Origin of the sequence: Hymenobacter glacialis (assembly GCF_001816165.1) — a bacterium.
Taxonomy (GTDB): domain Bacteria; phylum Bacteroidota; class Bacteroidia; order Cytophagales; family Hymenobacteraceae; genus Hymenobacter; species Hymenobacter glacialis.
The window spans coordinates 1-16,791 of record NZ_MDZC01000101.1; the positions used below are offsets into that span (position 1 = coordinate 1).

The following is a 16,791-nucleotide window of genomic DNA, read 5'->3' on the forward strand; positions in this document are numbered from 1 at the left end:
GCGCTGCCCGGGGCTGCCGCAGTTGAGGCGGCGGCGGTTGGTGCAGCCGCGCGCGGCGGCCGCACCGCACCGCCAGGGGCTGCAACTGAGGCGGGAGCGGTTGGCGCCGCCCCGGGGCGGGCATGCAACTGCTCAATCAGCTGCCCCAGCTGTTGAATTTTGGCATCAAGTTCCTGGTTGCGGGCGGCCGACTCGGCGCGGGACTGGCGAATGGCTTCGTCCAGGGCTTCCTTCTCCCGGGTTTCCAGCGCCAACTGCTCGCGCAGCTGCTGCGCCTCGGAGGTCACGGCTGGGGCCTGGGCCAGTTGGGCCACCAGCTGGCTCATGCTGCGCTCGCGCTGGGCTTCGCGGGCTTCCAGGTCCTGCAGCTTTTGATGCAGCTGGGCCTGGCCATCCAGGCGGGCCTGTTCCAGACGCTCTTTTTCGGCGCTATTGGCTGCTACTTCCGCAGCGGGGTAGCCGCCATACGGCGCGTCGTCGGGGATGTCATCGGCCCCCAGCCAACGCCACATCTTGCGCCACGGGCTGGCCGGGGCGGCCGGATGGCTTGTTTCGGGACCGGTGGCGGCGGGCAGGCTGGCCGTAACGGGCTCCTCGGCCAGCTCCTGGGCCCATTCCGTAATTTCCTCCTCGCTCAGGTCTACTTCGGGCTTGGCCAGCTGCTTGAGGCGGCGCGGGAGCTGGGTGGCGTCGCCCAGGAGCTGGAAGTGGCCGCCGGGCTGCTGAGAGAGCTGCTCTTCGATTTCGGGGCCGAATTCGACCGGGGCTCCAAACACCACCACCCCGGAAACGAACTGCAGATTGGCTTGCTCCGGGCTGAGCTGCGGGGCCAGCCAGGCAGCCAGGGCTTCTTTTTGCTCGCGGAACTGCTCAAACGGATTGTCGGCCTCTCCCGCTCCGCCCAGGGCGTTGCCTTCCAGCTGCCAGGCCCCGTAGCCCAACGCGGGCACGTGCAGCCGGCCCCCGCCCGGCACCAGCACCAGCAGCGTGATGCTGTGGGGCCGCACCACCACGGCATCCAGCACCGAGGCGCCGGCTTCTACGGCAAAGTTGGCCAAAAGCAGCGTTTCCGGACCGTCCTTGTCAGCCTCCAGGGCGGCGCGCACTTGCTCGTAAAGCTGCTGGCGGAGCGGGTTGGCAAAGGGAGCGTAGAGGTGGGCATGCAACATGGAAAGGAAATCGAAAACGCAGGCGGACGCCAGGAATGGGGGTTTACGGGTTTTTTTATTGAAAAAGAGAAACGCTGGCACCAATGCGGTGGACCGGCACTTTTACCGGCCTGGAAGCGAGAGCAAAGCGCCACTGCCTCGGGGGCACTTTAGTCGTCGTATTTTTTGCCTTTTTTCCGTTTATCCTTCCATTTTTTTCCCCGGCCATGGCCGTACTCTCCGTACCGTTTTGCTTGTTCGCGCAGCCAGATTTCTTCCCGGCTTAGTTGTCCGCTTCCACCTCCGTCGTCATTGAGCGGACCGCCCAGGAATACTTCGAGCGCCGACCTGGCTGGTCCCGCCGCCGGGGTATCCCGCGCCCGGGCAGTGGGGCACCCAGCGTGAGCGCACCGTTGGCCCCGGGCCGCACGGCCACCACGCGGCCCCTCAAGTCGCAGGCCTGGCCTTCCAGCAGCTCGGTGCGGGTGCCGTTGGCAGCCACCAGGAAGCCGTCTTTGGTAATCACCGTGCCGGTGGGCAGGCGCGAATCGCGCGTCATGGGCCGCAGCTGGCCATTGCGTAGCACGTGCATCTGCCCGTTGCGCCGATGGAAGCCATCATTATCAGGCTGTTGGGCCACGGCCGGCATACTGAGACCCAGCAGCCCGGCAAAGGCAAGTAGAAAAGTAAAAGGTATTCGCATGGGGGACTGATACGGGAAAGGCAAGCACCGGGCCATTTCCCCAGGAAATGGGCAGCCATACAAAGGTCGGTGCTTTTGCACCCCTTCCATCCTAATGGTCCATTCTTTCACGCTACCACTTTGCAAGGCACTGATTTGCTGTCTTGACAATGGGGTACTGCATCACACCTATAATTGGTCTGCTGTTCGGCACTTTCACTCATTTTTTTGTGCGCTCATCTCTTTACCTATCTCCTTACCAGCGGTTGCCTCTACCCTGTTTAATGTGTCCGGCAAAACACCATTAGCGGAGCCCTAAATCAGGGCCACAATCTGCGTGCTGGCAGCCCGCCCAGGCCCTGCCCGAACAGCCGGCCCCGCCCCGCCGTAAGCCCAGCCTTACCAAGCGTGAACTTATGTCTCTGTTTCTGGCCGACCCCGTTATTCCCTTCGATTGGCAGCGCCTGGTGTGGCCCGGCGAACAAACGCCGTTTTACGCCCTGGAAGTGGTGGTGCGGTGCATTGCGACCTACCTGCTGCTGCTGGCGGCCCTGCGCATCACGGGGCGGCGCAGCGTGAAGCAGCTTTCGCTGTTTGAGCTGAGCATCGTTATCGGCCTGGGCTCCATTGCCGGCGACACCATGTTTTACCCCGAGGTGCCGCTGAGCCACGCCGTTATCGTGTTTGGAACGGTAATGGGCATGTACTGGCTGTTCAACTATTTCACCGAAGTATCGCCCAAATTCAGCGACTGGATGGAGGGCAAGGAAGTGCGGCTGCTGCACGATGGGCAACTGAAATGGGACAATTTCAGTCGGCAGAACCTCACCCACAAAGAGCTGTTTGGGGAGCTGCGGCAGCAGCAGGTAGAACACCTGGGCCAGCTGAAAGCCGTGTACAGCGAAGCCACCGGCGAGTTAAGCCTGTTTTTTTACGACGACGCCGACGTACGCCCCGGCCTGTCCATCATCCCCGAAGTGCTGGCCCGCGCCTCCGAAACCATTGCCACGGCCGGCCCCCACGCCTGCACTACCTGCGGCCAGGTGCAGGAGTTACAGGCCGCTGCCGCCTTCGCCTGCCCCACTTGCCGCCACCAGCGCTGGCTGCCGGCCAGCACGGCGCGGCGCGTTGCGTAGCCAGCCGCGCGCCTACCGCTTAGCCCCGCGCCAGCCAGTAGCCGGCGCTGGCCAGCAATACTCCCACCGCCACGCTGCCGCCTGCATACAGCGCCGCCAGCCCCACGTTGCCTTCGCGCAGCAGGCCCACGTTTTCCAGCGCAAACGCCGAGAACGTGGTAAAGCCGCCGCACACGCCCGTGATGAGCAGCAGCCGCCACGCCGCTCCCAGCTCGTGCCGCTCCAGCACCCCCAGCGCCAGGCCGGCCAGCAGGCAGCCCAGCGCATTCACGGCGCCCGTGCCCACGGGCCAGGCCAGCGGCCAGCGCCCCTGCACATACTGCTGCATGAAATAACGCGCGATAGCGCCCAGGCCGCCCCCCGCACCAATAAGTAGCCAGGAATAATTCATGCCGGCAAACTTACGCGCCGCTGCCCGCGCCCGCCACTGGCTGCAACCCCAGGGCCCGCCGCCGGGTTATACAACCCGCGCCACGCCGTAGTGGCCCGCACTTCCCTCCGCCTCTTCCGCACAACCCATGCAAACCCGTCCGCTCGGCCGCTCTGGCCTTTCTATTTCACCCCTCATGCTGGGCGGCAACGTCTTCGGCTGGACCATCGACGAAGTCACTTCCTTTGCCGTGCTCGATGCTTTTGTGGCCGGCGGCGGCAATGCCATTGATACCGCCGACGGCTACTCGGTGTGGGTGCCCGGCCACGTGGGCGGCGAATCTGAAACCATCATTGGCAAGTGGCTGCAGCGGCGCGGCCGGCGCGATGACGTGGTTATTGCCACCAAAGTGGGCTGGGAGGTGAACGCCGACAACAAAGGCCTGAAAAAAGATTACATCCTGCGTGCCGTGGAAGGCTCGCTCAAGCGCCTGCAAACCGACTACATCGACCTCTACCAATCGCACAAAGACGACCCCAGCACCCCCGTAGAGGAAACGCTGGAAGCCTACGCCCAACTGGTAAAGGCGGGCAAAGTGCGTGTCATTGGCGCCTCCAACTTCACGGCCGAGCGCCTCAGCGAATCCCTGGCCGCCAGCCAGCAGCATGGCTTCCCGCGCTACGAAACCCTGCAAAACCTCTACAATTTGTACGACCGGGAAGATTTCGAGAAGAACCTAGCCCCGCTCCTGCTTCGCGAAAACATTGGCGCCATTCCCTATTGTGGCCTGGCCGCTGGCTTCCTTACCGGCAAGTACCGCACCGAGGCCGACCTACAGAAAAGCCCCCGCGGTAGCGGCGTGGGCCAGAAATACCTCAACGACAAAGGCCTCGCCCTGCTCACCGCCATTGATGCCGTGGCCGACCGCCAGCAGGCCTCGCCCGCCCAGGTGGCCCTGGCCTGGCTCATGCAGGCTCCCGGCATCACGGCGCCCATAGCCAGCGCCACCAGCGTGGCCCAGGTCACGGAACTGCTCAAAGCCACGGAACTGCGGCTAACGCCCGAGGACCTGCAGACACTGGAGCAGGGGTAGCTCCGGTAGCAGGCGAAATGAGTGAGCGCATCAGTCACAAAGAGAGCGTGATGCTGAAAAGAGAACGTCTGAAAAGAACGTCATGCCGAGCGCAGCCGAGGCATCTCGCGTGGGGCAGTAACTCTATCGATTGGATTACTTGAACACGCGAAATGCCTCGGCTGCGCTCGGCAAGACCGTTCTTTCTTTAAAAAAAATTCCTGCGCCGCTACTGCACCGCTACGTCCGCAAACTCGTATTTGCGAGTCACTTCCAGGGGGCGGCCGTCGGCTTCGGCGTAGGGGTACACGAAGTAGTTGAGCGGCGGGCCGGCTTGTTTGGGGGCCAGTTCCACGTCGCGGCCCCGGGTGAATTCCACGCGGTTTTCGTCGTGCGCGCCGAAGAAGTAGTTGCGCTTGTCCGGGTTTTTGGCGGCTTCGGAGGCGTCTACCGGCACCCAGCCGGTTTCGGGCGTGTAAAACTCGGCCCAGCAGTGGTAGCCTTTTACTTCGCCCTTGCCGCGCTCGGGGGGCAGCGGCAGCCCGATGCTGAACCGCGCCGGAATGCCCAGGCTGCGGCAGTAGCCGATGACGATGGCGTGAAAATCGGTGCAGTTGCCGCGGCGGGCGTCGCAGGCGTAGTAAATGTCGCCGCGGCCCCAGCCCTGGCCGGCTTTGTCGTAGGTCACGGTGCTCACCACGTGCTCGTAGATGGCACGGGCCTTTTCCAGGTCGGTTCTGGCGTTGGCCTTGGCCACCACTTCCTGGGCCTGCTGCCGGATGGTGGCGTCGAGCGGCACGAGGCGGTCGGGGGCCAGCCAACGGGCCATGTTGGGGTCGGTTTTTCCTTTCTTGCTGGGGTTGGCGGCGGCCGGGCCGGTGGCGCTCAGGTTGAGGTGCTCGCGGCGCGTGACCTGCGCCGTGAGCTTGAGCACCAGCGGGGCCGTGGGCGCGGTGGCCAGCTGCAGGTGCAGCATCTGGTTGCCGTAGGCGCCCTTCTCGATTTTGTACGGAACGGGCGAGTCAATTTTCAGGTCGCGCACGTCCTGCGAGGCGTCGGAGTGCGGCACGGGCAGCCACACGTCGAGGGATTTGGTGCCGGCGGGTGGGGCGGGCACGGTGGCCGTGGTGATGAGCACGAAGGTGCGACTGCGGGCAGCCACGGGCCGGGGCGCCGGAGCACTAAAGCTGGCCAGCACCGCGCAGGCGCCCAGCAACCCGGCCCAAACGGCCGAGCGGTTCTTCAACAAACTATTCACAACAACAAGGCAACAAGTCGCTGCTGGCGGGCGTCGGCAAAGCTGGTTTGAAGTCCTCAAAACACTCCAAATCAACGACTACGGCAGTACGCCGTGTTCGTTGACGCAACGCCGCAAGGGCGCCCGCCAGTCAGGGCCAACCAGACCCCCAGCAGTACCCAAAGGTACGACCTGCCGCGCGGGGGCTACTTTCGCCGTTCATTCCTTTGGGCTGAAAGTGGCTGATTATCCAGGTTTGGTCTCAAAAACACCAACACAGCCTGCTAATACGCCTGTTTTACTATACGGCCAGCCATTTGCGCGTATAGGCTGTTACCCCCTCTCCTGTTCCCTTTCCCATGGATGCTCCCCTCGAATCTTCTTCTTTAGCCCTGCTGGCGTTGCGCTGCCCGCGCTGCCACGAAGGCAAGCTCTTCAGCCACTCCGCGCTCAACATCACCAAATTTGCCCAAATGCCGGCCCAGTGCCCCGTGTGCGGGCAGTCGTTTGAGCCCGAGCCGGGGTTTTATTTCGGCTCGATGTACATCACCTTCGGTTTCAACGTAGCCACCATGTTTGCCGTGGGCATACCCCTCTACTTCCTGTTTGGCGACCCCGATACGTGGGTTTATGTGGTAACTGTAACCATCGTGTCGCTGCTGCTCATGCCGCTGGTACTGCGCTATTCCCGCGCCATCATGCTCTACCTGTTCGGCGGCGCGCGCTACGATGCTGACTGGCAAAAACACCGCCGACCTATCACTGGCAGCACCGACTTTTAGGGTCGCCAAAAAAGATAAAGCCCCAACCGCTCAATTGAGCAGCCGGGGCTTTTTAACAGACAAGGCACTTATGCAAAACGAAACGGGCCGCAGCGTCCGTAAAGAATTGCAGAACACCAGAAAGCTTGCAGCTTGCAGCTAAATAAATTACCGCAGCGTCTGCGCCCGCCACACGTCGTTGCGCGGGTTGGCGTCGGGCAGCAGCTTGCTAGCGTTGAGGCGCACCAGGGTGAGCGGCGTGGTAGACGGGTAGCGGAAGGTCCAGGTGGCGCCGCGCTGCCAGATTTCTACCGGCAGCTTTACGCGGCTGGTTTTGCCGCTGGTTTCGGTCACCTGAGCCGTGACGGGCATGGCGGCCTGGCCCCGGTTTTCGATGGTGATGAGGGCGCCCTGGGCGGGGTCCTGGTTCACGTAGGCCACGGTGGTCACGGCCTGGTCCAGGGTCCAGTTGTTGTACACCCACTGGCGCCAGAACCAGGTGAGGTCTTCGCCGCTGGCCTCGTGCATGGTCCGGAAAAAGTCCTTGGGCTGCGGGTGCTTGAAGGCCCACCGCTTAATGTAGGTGCGGAACGCGTAGTCGAACCGTTCGGGGCCCAGCACTTCTTCGCGCAGCAAAAACAGGCCGTAGCCCATCTTGCCGTAGGCCGCGAAGCCCAGGTTGCGGGCCTGCGTCACGTCGGGCACGGTGTAGGGCGGGTCCACGGCGGGGTCGGCAATGGCGCGGGCCAGGCCCTGGGCCAGCCGCACGGTATCGTTCAGAAATTTGTACTCGCCGTTGTTGAAGTCGTTGGTCGTTAGAATGTTGATGAAGGTGTTGAAGCCTTCGTCCATCCACGGGTATTTCCGCTCGTTCGAGCCCACAATCATCGGAAACCAGTTGTGGCCGAATTCGTGGTCCGTCACGCCCCACAGGTCTTCCTTGCGGGCTTTGGCGCCACAGAATACGATGCCGGGATACTCCATGCCGCCCACCACGCCGGCCACGTTGGTAGCCACTGGGTAGGTGTATTCGTACCACTGCTTGGAGTTGAATTCGATGCTCTTCTTCACGTATTCCGTGCTGCGGTTCCAGGCCGTGTCCTGCGCCGACTCCGTGGGATACAGCGACATGGCCAGCGACTTGCGGCCGCTGGGCAGGTTCATTTTAGCCGCATCCCAGACGAAAGCTGCCGAGGCCGCCCAGGCCACGTCGCGGGCCTGCTGGCAGCGGAAGTGCCAAGTGAGGCGGCCGTTTTTGCCGGCCGGGCGGGAGCTGGCCTGCGTCACCTCGTCGGCGGAGCGCACCAGCACGGTTTTGTCGGAGCCCGCGGCCTGGGTCAGGCGGCGCTGTTGTGTGGCGGTGAGCACCTCGGCCGGGTTAACCAGCTCGCCCGAGCCGCCCACAATGAAGTTGGCGGGCACGTTGATGGTGTAGTCGTAGTTGCCGTATTCCAGGTAAAACTCGGCCGAGAGGTAGGGCAGCGTATTCCATCCTTCCACGTCGTCGTACACGGCCATGCGCGGGTACCACTGCGCAACTTCGAAGATTTCGCCGTTCTTGGTTTGCAGGCGGCCCAGGCGGTCGGCGCCGTACTCGGGAATGTTGAAGGCGTAGCTGATGCGGATGCCCAGCTTGTCGCCTTTGGGCCGCAGGTCTTCGGGCAGTAGGATTTGCATGCGCGTGTCGTACACGCGGTAGTTGGCTTTTAGCTTCTTGCCGTGGAAGTCGATGGTTACGGTTTGTAGCGAGTCGCCGCCCCGGAAGCCCCGCGCGGCATTGCCGAAGCGCCCGCCGGCCACCGGCGTGGCTGCGGCACCGCGCGAGTCGGCCCGGAACAGGTTCTGGTCGAGCTGCAGCCACACGAAGGGCAGGCGGTCGGGGCTGTTGTTGGTGTAGGTAATGTCGACGGTAGCCGTCACGCGGGCCGTTTTATCGTCCAGGCTGGCGTCTATTTTGTAGTCGGCCGCGTTTTGCCAGTAGGCGGCGCCGGGCTGGCCGCCGGCCGTGCGTGTGGGCGTGGCCAGCTGCTCAATAAACGTTGGGTTGAACAGCGTGCGGGCGTCGTAGGCCGGGCCGGTGCTGGCTGGCAGCTGCGCCAGGGCCGCGCCAGACGTGGCAAGCAGCGCCGCGCTCAGCAGCACACCGGAGAGGAAAGGTATTTTCATGCGAAACAGTGAGTGGGACAAAACCCGGAGGATTAAAAAAAGCCAACTTCTTCGGCCAAAGGTAATAGCCGCATCGGCTCGCTACCCCAGGCAGGTGCGCACCAATTTCATCAGCCCGGTCAGGGCGTCCCAATTCGTTTCCGCAACCTCATCCACTGGCTTGTAGACAGGCCACGGCGGCCACCACCGCGGCAGCGGTTCCGTAAACACTTCGGCCAGGGCGCCGCACAAGGTGCTGCCGGCCCCACCTTTACACCTATGTCTGCTCCCGTTGCTTCCCTCCCCTACCTCGTTTTCGATTTCGACAGCACCTTCACGCAAGTAGAGGGGCTCGATGAGCTGGCCGACATTGCCCTCCAAGGCCAGCCCAACCAGGCCGACGTGGTGGCCCAAATCCGGGCTCTCACCGACCGGGGCATGGCCGGCGAAATCGGCTTTCAGGAATCCCTGAGTAAGCGGCTGGCGCTGCTGGGGGCTAATAAAAAGCACTTGGCGCCGCTGGTGGCCCGCCTACAAACCAAAGTGAGCGAAAGCATCCGCCGCAACGGCGACTTCTTCCGGCGCTTCGCGGATAGGATTTACGTAGTGAGCAGCGGCTTCCGCGAGTTCATTGAGCCCGTGGTGGCCGAGTACGGCATCGCGCCCAGCCACGTGCTGGCCAATACCTTCACGTTCGACGCCGCGGGCAACATCACCGGCTGCGACCCGGCCAACGTGCTGAGCCGCGACGGCGGCAAAATCCGCCAGCTGGTGCTGCTCGATTTGGACGGGCCGGTATACGTGCTCGGCGATGGCTATACCGATTACCAAATTCGCGAGGCGGGGCTGGCCCACCGCTTCTACGCTTATACTGAAAATGTTAGCCGCCCCACTGTGGTGGCCCACGCCGACGAAGTGCTGCCCACCTTCGACGAGTTTTTGTACCAACTAAGACTTCCCATGACTCTTTCGTACCCCAAGAACCGCATTAAGGTGTTGCTGCTCGAAAACCCCGACGCCCGCGCCAAAGAGTTGTTCAGCGCCGAAGGCTACCAAGTAGAAACCGTGCCTGGCGGCCTCGACGAAGACGAGCTGATTCAGCGCATTGAGGGCGTGAGCATCCTCGGCATACGCAGCAAAACGCAGGTGACGGAACGGGTGCTGGAAGCAGCCAACCGGCTGATTTCCATTGGCGCGTTCTGCATCGGCACCAACCAGATTGACCTGGTCGGGGCTATGAAGCGCGGCGTGGCCGTGTTCAACGCGCCCTTCAGCAACACCCGCTCGGTGGTGGAGCTGGCACTGGGCGAAATCATCGTACTGGCCCGGCGCATTCCCGAGAAAAACCCCAAAATGCATGCCGGCGAGTGGGACAAATCGGCCAACGGCGCGTTTGAGATTCGCGGCAAAACCCTCGGCATTGTGGGCTACGGCAACATCGGCTCGCAGCTGAGCGTGGTGGCCGAGGCCGTGGGCATGAAGGTGGTGTACTTCGACATTGCCGAAAAGCTGCAGCTGGGCAACGCCGTGAAGTGCCGCACGCTACCCGAGCTGCTGGCCGTGGCCGACGTGGTGACGCTGCACATCGACGGCCGCGCCGACAACAAAGACTTCATCGGCGCCCAGGAATTTGCCCTCATGAAGCGTGGGGCCCTGTTCCTCAACAACGCCCGCGGCCACGTGGTAGACGTGCCGGCCCTGGCTGCCACGCTGCGTTCCGGCCACCTGGGCGGCGCGGCCATCGATGTGTTTCCCCACGAGCCCAAAACCAACCACGAAAGCTTCGAAAACGAGCTGCGCGGCCTGCCTAATGTACTGCTCACGCCCCACATCGGCGGCAGCACGGCCGAGGCCCAACGCAACATCGCGGAGTTTGTGCCCGAGCGCATCATGGCTTACATCAACACCGGCAACACCCAGCAGTCGGTCAATTTCCCCAACATCCAGCTGCCGGTGCAGCCCGGACATCGCCTCATCCACATCCACGCCAACGTGCCCGGCGTGCTGGCAAAAATCAACAACGTGCTGGCCACCCACCACGTCAACATCCTGGGCCAGTATCTGAAAACCAACGAGCAAATCGGTTACGTGATAACCGACATCGACAAGGAATACGACCAGGAAGTCATAAAAGCCCTGCGCGAGGTGGAGCACACCATCAAGTTCCGGGTGCTGTACTAAGCCCGCCAGACTGGGCCGCACTGGCGGCAGTCTACCGGCAACGCAGTTGCCCAAACTGCCAGCCGCGACCACGAATGCAGTCTCCAGACTGCCGCCACCCGCAAAGCCATTACTTCCCTCCAACCCATACCATGGGCTACCCCATTCGCGACCAGCAGGCCCTCTACTTTCTCACCTTCACCACGGTAGGCTGGGCCGACATCTTCACCCGCCCGCACTACAAAGACATCGTCATCGAAAGCCTGCGCTACTGCCAGGCCCACAAAGGTCTGGAGCTGTTCGCCTATTGCCTCATGACCAACCACCTGCACCTCATTGCCCGCGCCGCCGAAGGCCACGAGCTTTCTCACATCGTGCGGGACTTTAAGAAATTCACAGCTACCCGACTTTTCACCGAAATCACCGCCTCCCCCACCGAAAGCCGCCGCAACTGGCTGCGCTGGCTCCTCACCCAGGAGGGCGAACGCAACCCCAACAACACCAATTTCCAGCTGTGGCAGCAGCGCAGCCACGGCGTGGAGCTGCGCGACCAGGAAATGGTGCGGCAACGACTGGCCTACACGCACGCCAACCCGGTGCGGGCAGGCATCTGCTACCGCACTGAGGACTATGTGTATTCCTCAGCCTCGTTCTATGCCGGAATGGAAGCTGTTTTGCCAGTGTCGCTGCTGTTTTAGGCAGTTTCGTTACGGCAGTCTGGAGACTGCTCTTGTGGCCGTGGCTGGCAGTCTGGGCAACTGCGTTGCCGGTAGACTGCCGCCAGTGCGGCCCAGTGCGGCGGGCTTACAACCTGTCCCGCACCTGGCGCAGCAGGCGCTCTATCTCGTTGCGCACGGGTTGGTCGTCGGCCGGGAAACCGTTGTTGAAGAAGGTCACGGCTACCAAGCGGCCGGATTTGGTGCGCACGTAGCCGGCCAGGTTCACGGTGTTGGTCAGGGTGCCGGTTTTGCCCCAGAACCAGGTGCCGGCGGCGTCCTTGTAGCGCTTGCGCAGGGTGCCCTGGCCACCGCCGGCGGCCAGCACGCTCAGCAGGCGCGGCTCTTCCACTTCCTGGTGCAGCTTGAGCAGCAGGGCCGTGAAGCTGCGCGGCGTGACGAGGTTGAGGCGCGAGAGGCCCGAGCCGTCCACCCAAATGGGCTTGTCGGGCAGGGTGTTGAGGTGCTTGCGGAGCGTGACGCGGATGGCCCGGCTGGTGCTCAACGAATCGCGGCCGAGCGTGGTGCTGCTCATCAACAGCAGCTGCTCGGCCAGAAAATTGTCGCTCACGCGCAGCATGCGGCGGTAGAGCGAGTCGGCAGGCAGGCCGCGCAAGGTGCGCACCTCATCGGTTTTCCGGGGGCGCCACGGCACGCCCACGATGGCCCGGCGCAGGGTATCGCCCAGCATGCGCAGCAGCAGCGTGCGGCTGGTTCGAAACGGCACTTCGTCTATCCACTTCTTGGTGGAAGGCAGGGTGTAGAAGCGGTTCGTGAGCGGGTCGCGGCGCACGTGGGTGTCGGGGTCGATGTCAGGCGACAGAAAGTTGGGCGGGGCCATCTCCGTGAGCGGCGCAAACGAGCTGGGCAGCACCCGCACGCGCTGCGGCAAGAACAGCCCGCGGTTAGCAGAAGCGCCGCCGGCGCGCTGGGCCGGGCGCAGGGGCGCCGCCGCGTAGAAGCGCACCGTGTTGCCGTAAATAGGGAAAGCAGTGCGCTCGGGCTGGAAATAATAGGTGTAGTCGTCCCAACTCCAGCTGGGGCCGTAGATGGGCACGGTGGCAATGTCGCAGTAAGCCAGCATTTTTTCGGGCCGGGTGGCCAGAAACGCGTAGGCGCGGCGGCTGGGCACGTCGCCGTGCAGGAAAGTAGGGTCGCCGGTGCCCTGAAAAAACAGGGTGTCGCCGCGGGAAAAGTAGCGCAGGCTGGGCAGCGAGTCGGGCAGCAGCTTCAAGCCGGCGTAGAAGCTAAACAGCTTCATGGTGCTGGCCGGAGTGAAGTACCGGCCGTCGTTGTAGCCAAACAGGGTTTCGCCGGTGGCAGCGTCGGCCAGGCTGATGCCTACCTGGTGCTGGCGGAGCACCGCCGAGCTGTCCACCAGGTTTTGAAACCAAGGCAATTTTCCAGCAGGAATCTCCACGGCCGGTGGCGTATCCGTGGTTTGGGCACAGGCGGGCAACTGGGTGGTACCCAGCACCAGCAACAACAGAAAATAAACGGGACGTAACACGCGACGAAATTACGCAGCTTCTGAGTCCAACTAGGGAATATGCCTTGAAATTGTTCGAAAGGACGGTCTATCGAGCACTGCGTCTTCGCTTTTCCACTCAATGAATCTGGCTGATTTTCCAGATTTTTCCGCGTTCCAATTTCGGGTGCCGTACTTTTGACTCCCGTCATGCCCGAACGCTCCAATCCCCCCTCCGCGTCGGCAGCGAAATACATTTTCGTTACCGGCGGCGTCACTTCTTCACTCGGCAAAGGAATTATTTCCGCCTCGCTGGCCAAGCTTCTGCAGGCCCGCGGGTTCCGAGTCACCATCCAGAAGTTCGACCCCTACATCAACATCGACCCCGGTACGCTGAACCCGTACGAGCACGGCGAGTGCTACGTGACCGACGACGGGGCCGAAACCGACCTCGACCTCGGCCACTACGAGCGGTTTCTGAACACGCCCACCTCGCAGGCCAACAACGTGACCACGGGCCGCATCTACGACCACGTGATTCGCCGCGAGCGCGAAGGCGCCTTCCTCGGAAAAACGGTGCAGGTGGTGCCCCACATCACCGACGAAATAAAGCGGCGCATGCTGCTGCTGGGCCAGAACGGCCAGTTCGATGTGGTAATCACCGAAATTGGTGGCTGCATCGGCGACATTGAGAGCCTGCCCTTTGTGGAGGCCGTGCGCCAGCTCCGTTGGGAGCTGCCCGATGCCGACTCGCTGGTGATTCACCTCACACTGGTGCCTTATTTGAAGGCGGCCGGCGAACTCAAGACCAAGCCCACGCAGCACTCGGTGCGCGACCTGCGCGAGGCCGGGCTGCAGCCCGACATTCTGGTGTGCCGCACCGAGCACCCCATTCCGCTGGAGATGCGCCGCAAAATCGCGCTGTTCTGCAACGTCAAAATCAATTCCGTTATCGAAAGCCTCGATGCCGACAGCATTTACTCCGTGCCGCTGCTCATGCGCAAGGAGGGGCTCGATGAGCGGGTGATAAAGCGCCTGAAGCTGACTGGCGGCACCGTGCAGCCTGATTTGGAGGCCTGGAAAGACTTCCTGGGCAAGCTGAAAAACCCCACCGAGGAAGTGACCATTGCCCTAGTGGGCAAGTACGTGGAGCTGCCCGACGCCTACAAGTCCATCAACGAGGCCTTTGTGCACGCCGGCGCGCAAAACGAGTGCAAAGTCACGCTGCGCAGCGTGCAGTCCGACAACATCACGCCCGAAAACGTGGCCAGCCTGCTGCACGGCTGCGACGGCGTGCTGGTGGCGCCCGGTTTTGGCGAGCGCGGCTTCGAGGGCAAGATTGCCGCCGTGCGCTACGTGCGGGAAAACAACATCCCGTTCTTCGGCATTTGCCTGGGCATGCAGGTGGCCGTGGTGGAATACGCCCGCAACGTGCTGGGCCTGCTCGATGCCAACTCCACCGAGATGGACGCCCTCACGCCTAACCCCGTGGTGGCCATGATGGAAGAGCAGAAAAACATCACCCTGAAGGGCGGCACCATGCGCCTGGGCGCCTACGGCTGCGACCTGCGCCGCGGCTCGAAAGCCGCCAAAGCCTACGCCAAAAACCACATCAGCGAGCGCCACCGCCACCGCTACGAGTTCAACAACGACTACCTGGCCCGCTTCGAAGAAGGGGGCATGCAGATGACCGGCACCAACCCCGAAACCGGCCTGGTGGAAGTCATTGAGTTGCCCAACCACCCGTGGTTTGTGGCCGGCCAGTTCCACCCCGAGCTGAAAAGCACGGTGGAGCAGCCGCACCCGCTGTTCGTGCGCTTTGTGCGGGCCGCCATTCAACACCGCAAGGGCTAGCATTTGCGCTAAACAGCAAAAGTGCACGTCATGCTGAGCGCAGCCGAAGCATCTCTACCGCGCAAGTAACCTAATTACCATTGCGGTAGGGATGCTTCGGCTGCGCTCAGCATGACGCACACTCTTTGGATTTCAATACGCACAGCACCCCGTACCTTTGCCCTTTCGCAACCTTTACGTACTAATGGATAAAAATTCAGCAACCGGCCTTTTCCTGATTTCGGCCTTGCTTCTCATCTACCTCTTCTTTTTCAGCCCGAAAGCAGAAGACGTGAAAGCTACCGGCAAGACGCCAGCCCCCACCACTGCCGTTGCTCCAACGGGTACGCCCGCTGTCATACCGGCCCTCACCCCCGAAGCTGCCCTCGACACCGCCGTTACCAGCGGCGCGGTGGCTCAGGACGTAGCCCTCTCCAACGAGAACCTCAACATCACCTTTTCGACCCGGGGCGGCCGCGTGACGGCCGTACGCCTGAAGAAATACAAGACCTTCGGCGGCCAGCCGCTGGACTTGTTCGATGCGAAAAGTGCCCGCATGGACACCCAGTTCCGCACCATTGATGGCAAAGTCATCAAGTTTTCGGACCTGGTGTTTCAGTCTGCTACCTCGCAGGCGGCCGGTGGCGCGTCGGTGCTCACCTTCACGGCCCCGGTGGCCGGCGGTAGCGTGGTGCAGACGTATTCGCTGCCCGCCAACAGCTTTGAGCTGAAGTACGACCTGCGCCTGAACGGCCTGGAGCGCACGGTGGCCAAGGAGCCGCTCACCTTCACCTTCGTGGACCGCGTGCGCCAGACCGAGCAGGACCTGGCCCAGAACCGCAACCACACCACCATCAACCACTACCTGGCCGCCGGCGACCAGGGCTCGCTGGCCGAGGCCAGCGAAACCCCCGAGGAGTACAAGGCCACCGGCCCCGTGAAATGGGCCGCGCACAAGCACGACTTCTTTGTGGCCGGCCTCATCGCCGACCAGCAGCCCTTCACGGGCGGCGCGTTCAACTCGACCGTGAATCTGGCCGACTCGACCACCATCAAAACCCTGAGCACCACCCTCACCCTGCCCGTAGACGAGGTGGCGCAGGGCCGGGGCCAGTACCGCTTTTTCTTCGGTCCGAACGCCTTCAACCTGCTGAAGGAAGTAGCGCCCGAGTTCGACCGCAACGTGTACCTGGGCTGGGGCCTGTTCCGCTGGGTAAACCGCTTTGTAGTGCTGCCCGTGTTCCACTTCCTGGAGCAGTACATCAGTTCCTACGGCGTTATCATTCTGCTGCTGGTGGTGCTCATTAAGCTGGTAACGTGGCCCCTGACCTACAAAACCTACGAGAGCCAGGCCCGCATGAAAGTGCTGAAGCCGGAGATTGACGAGCTCAAGGAAAAGTACGGCGACGACGCCACCAAGGTGCAGCAGGAGACCATGAAGCTCTACTCCACCTTCGGGGTGAGCCCGCTGAGCGGCTGCGTACCCACGCTGCTCACGCTGCCCATCCTGTTTGCCATGTTCCAGTTTTTCCCCAACGCCATCGAGCTGCGGCAGCAGAGCTTCCTGTGGGCCAAGGACCTGAGCAGCTACGACGTGTTTGCCAAGCTGCCCTTCTACGTGAAATGGTACGGCGACCACATCAGCATGTTTACGCTGCTGATGACGGCCTCTACCCTGCTCATGACCTGGCAGAGCAACCAGACCAACACGGCCATGCAGGGCCCGATGAAGACGTATAGCTACCTGATGCCCATCATCTTCCTGTTCGTACTGAACAGCTTTGCGGCGGGCCTTACCTGGTACTACTTCGTGTCGAACGTGGTGACGTTTGCCCAGCAGGCCATCACCAAGTTCTTCGTGGACGACACCAAAATCCGCGCGCAGCTCGACGCCAACAAAATCAAAAACAAGGACAAGAAGCCCGGCGGCCTGCAGAACCGCATTGCCGAAGCCATGAAGGCCGCGCAGGAGCGCGAGGCCCAGGCCAAGAAAAAACAGTCGTAGCGTTGGCAGCGCCGCTGTTGTGCCCGGGCTTTGCCTGGCACGATGGTGTTGCAAACTA

At 62.5% G+C, this 16,791-nt stretch carries 13 protein-coding genes; 7 read left to right on the plus strand and 6 right to left on the minus strand.

The window, feature by feature from the left end:
• The coding region (locus BEN48_RS14830) for a hypothetical protein (protein WP_206599871.1) at positions 1–1,169 on the minus strand (1,169 nt) is incomplete at its 3' end.
• Positions 1,170–1,431: 262 nt separating this feature from the next.
• Positions 1,432–1,851 (minus strand): DUF6799 domain-containing protein, encoded by a 420-nt coding sequence (locus BEN48_RS14840; protein ID WP_125932673.1) that lies wholly within the window; start codon positions 1,849–1,851, stop codon positions 1,432–1,434.
• 395 nt (positions 1,852–2,246) lie between these two features.
• Here BEN48_RS14840 and BEN48_RS14845 point away from each other — a divergent pair, with 395 nt between their 5' ends.
• On the plus strand, positions 2,247–2,966 hold the full coding sequence (locus BEN48_RS14845; protein ID WP_070735683.1) for a DUF421 domain-containing protein: 720 nt from the start codon (positions 2,247–2,249) through the stop codon (positions 2,964–2,966).
• A 19-nt stretch (positions 2,967–2,985) separates the two neighbouring features.
• Here BEN48_RS14845 and crcB read toward each other — a convergent pair whose 3' ends face one another.
• Positions 2,986–3,357: a fluoride efflux transporter CrcB gene (gene crcB, locus BEN48_RS14850; RefSeq protein WP_070735684.1), complete on the minus strand. Its 372-nt coding sequence runs from the start codon at positions 3,355–3,357 to the stop codon at positions 2,986–2,988.
• A 127-nt stretch (positions 3,358–3,484) separates the two neighbouring features.
• Here crcB and BEN48_RS14855 point away from each other — a divergent pair, with 127 nt between their 5' ends.
• The gene (locus BEN48_RS14855; protein ID WP_070735685.1) at positions 3,485–4,429 is read left to right on the plus strand and encodes an aldo/keto reductase; all 945 of its coding nucleotides are present in this window, start codon (positions 3,485–3,487) and stop codon (positions 4,427–4,429) included.
• A gap of 208 nt (positions 4,430–4,637) precedes the next feature.
• Here BEN48_RS14855 and BEN48_RS14860 read toward each other — a convergent pair whose 3' ends face one another.
• Positions 4,638–5,666: a transglutaminase-like domain-containing protein gene (locus BEN48_RS14860; RefSeq protein WP_241502287.1), complete on the minus strand. Its 1,029-nt coding sequence runs from the start codon at positions 5,664–5,666 to the stop codon at positions 4,638–4,640.
• Positions 5,667–6,004: 338 nt separating this feature from the next.
• On the opposite strand from BEN48_RS14860, the gene BEN48_RS14865 reads away from it, so the two are divergent.
• The gene (locus tag BEN48_RS14865; protein WP_083321095.1) at positions 6,005–6,427 is read left to right on the plus strand and encodes a DUF983 domain-containing protein; all 423 of its coding nucleotides are present in this window, start codon (positions 6,005–6,007) and stop codon (positions 6,425–6,427) included.
• 147 nt (positions 6,428–6,574) lie between these two features.
• On the opposite strand, the gene BEN48_RS14870 is transcribed toward BEN48_RS14865, so the two are convergent.
• Positions 6,575–8,572 (minus strand): M1 family metallopeptidase, encoded by a 1,998-nt coding sequence (locus BEN48_RS14870; RefSeq protein ID WP_070735686.1) that lies wholly within the window; start codon positions 8,570–8,572, stop codon positions 6,575–6,577.
• Positions 8,573–8,830: 258 nt separating this feature from the next.
• Between BEN48_RS14870 and serA the strand changes: the two genes are divergently transcribed.
• Together serA and BEN48_RS14880 are read left to right on the plus strand one after the other, a co-directional pair.
• Positions 8,831–10,732, plus strand: a complete 1,902-nt coding sequence (gene serA / locus BEN48_RS14875) for a phosphoglycerate dehydrogenase (RefSeq protein ID WP_070735687.1) — start codon at positions 8,831–8,833, stop codon at positions 10,730–10,732.
• 131 nt (positions 10,733–10,863) lie between these two features.
• Complete coding sequence (locus BEN48_RS14880; RefSeq protein WP_070735688.1) at positions 10,864–11,409, plus strand: REP-associated tyrosine transposase; 546 nt, start codon at positions 10,864–10,866, stop codon at positions 11,407–11,409.
• 106 nt (positions 11,410–11,515) lie between these two features.
• Here BEN48_RS14880 and BEN48_RS14885 read toward each other — a convergent pair whose 3' ends face one another.
• Complete coding sequence (locus tag BEN48_RS14885; protein ID WP_083321096.1) at positions 11,516–12,937, minus strand: D-alanyl-D-alanine carboxypeptidase/D-alanyl-D-alanine-endopeptidase; 1,422 nt, start codon at positions 12,935–12,937, stop codon at positions 11,516–11,518.
• A 168-nt stretch (positions 12,938–13,105) separates the two neighbouring features.
• Between BEN48_RS14885 and BEN48_RS14890 the strand changes: the two genes are divergently transcribed.
• Positions 13,106–14,749 (plus strand): CTP synthase, encoded by a 1,644-nt coding sequence (locus BEN48_RS14890; protein ID WP_070735690.1) that lies wholly within the window; start codon positions 13,106–13,108, stop codon positions 14,747–14,749.
• A gap of 184 nt (positions 14,750–14,933) precedes the next feature.
• Entirely contained in the window at positions 14,934–16,733 is a 1,800-nt protein-coding gene (yidC, locus tag BEN48_RS14895) for a membrane protein insertase YidC (RefSeq protein ID WP_070735691.1), read from the plus strand.
• Positions 16,734–16,791: the final 58 nt, after the last annotated feature.

Bases quoted from the DNA above. Each gene is read 5' to 3' on its own strand.
- BEN48_RS14865 (WP_083321095.1), top strand. From the start codon at position 6,005: ATGGATGCTCCCCTCGAATCTTCTTCTTTAGCCCTGCTGGCGTTGCGC.
- BEN48_RS14840 (WP_125932673.1), bottom strand. From the start codon at position 1,851: ATGCGAATACCTTTTACTTTTCTACTTGCCTTTGCCGGGCTGCTGGGT.
- crcB (WP_070735684.1), bottom strand. From the start codon at position 3,357: ATGAATTATTCCTGGCTACTTATTGGTGCGGGGGGCGGCCTGGGCGCT.
- serA (WP_070735687.1), top strand. From the start codon at position 8,831: ATGTCTGCTCCCGTTGCTTCCCTCCCCTACCTCGTTTTCGATTTCGAC.
- BEN48_RS14870 (WP_070735686.1), bottom strand. From the start codon at position 8,572: ATGAAAATACCTTTCCTCTCCGGTGTGCTGCTGAGCGCGGCGCTGCTT.
- yidC (WP_070735691.1), top strand. From the start codon at position 14,934: ATGGATAAAAATTCAGCAACCGGCCTTTTCCTGATTTCGGCCTTGCTT.
- BEN48_RS14890 (WP_070735690.1), top strand. From the start codon at position 13,106: ATGCCCGAACGCTCCAATCCCCCCTCCGCGTCGGCAGCGAAATACATT.
- BEN48_RS14845 (WP_070735683.1), top strand. From the start codon at position 2,247: ATGTCTCTGTTTCTGGCCGACCCCGTTATTCCCTTCGATTGGCAGCGC.
- BEN48_RS14855 (WP_070735685.1), top strand. From the start codon at position 3,485: ATGCAAACCCGTCCGCTCGGCCGCTCTGGCCTTTCTATTTCACCCCTC.
- BEN48_RS14880 (WP_070735688.1), top strand. From the start codon at position 10,864: ATGGGCTACCCCATTCGCGACCAGCAGGCCCTCTACTTTCTCACCTTC.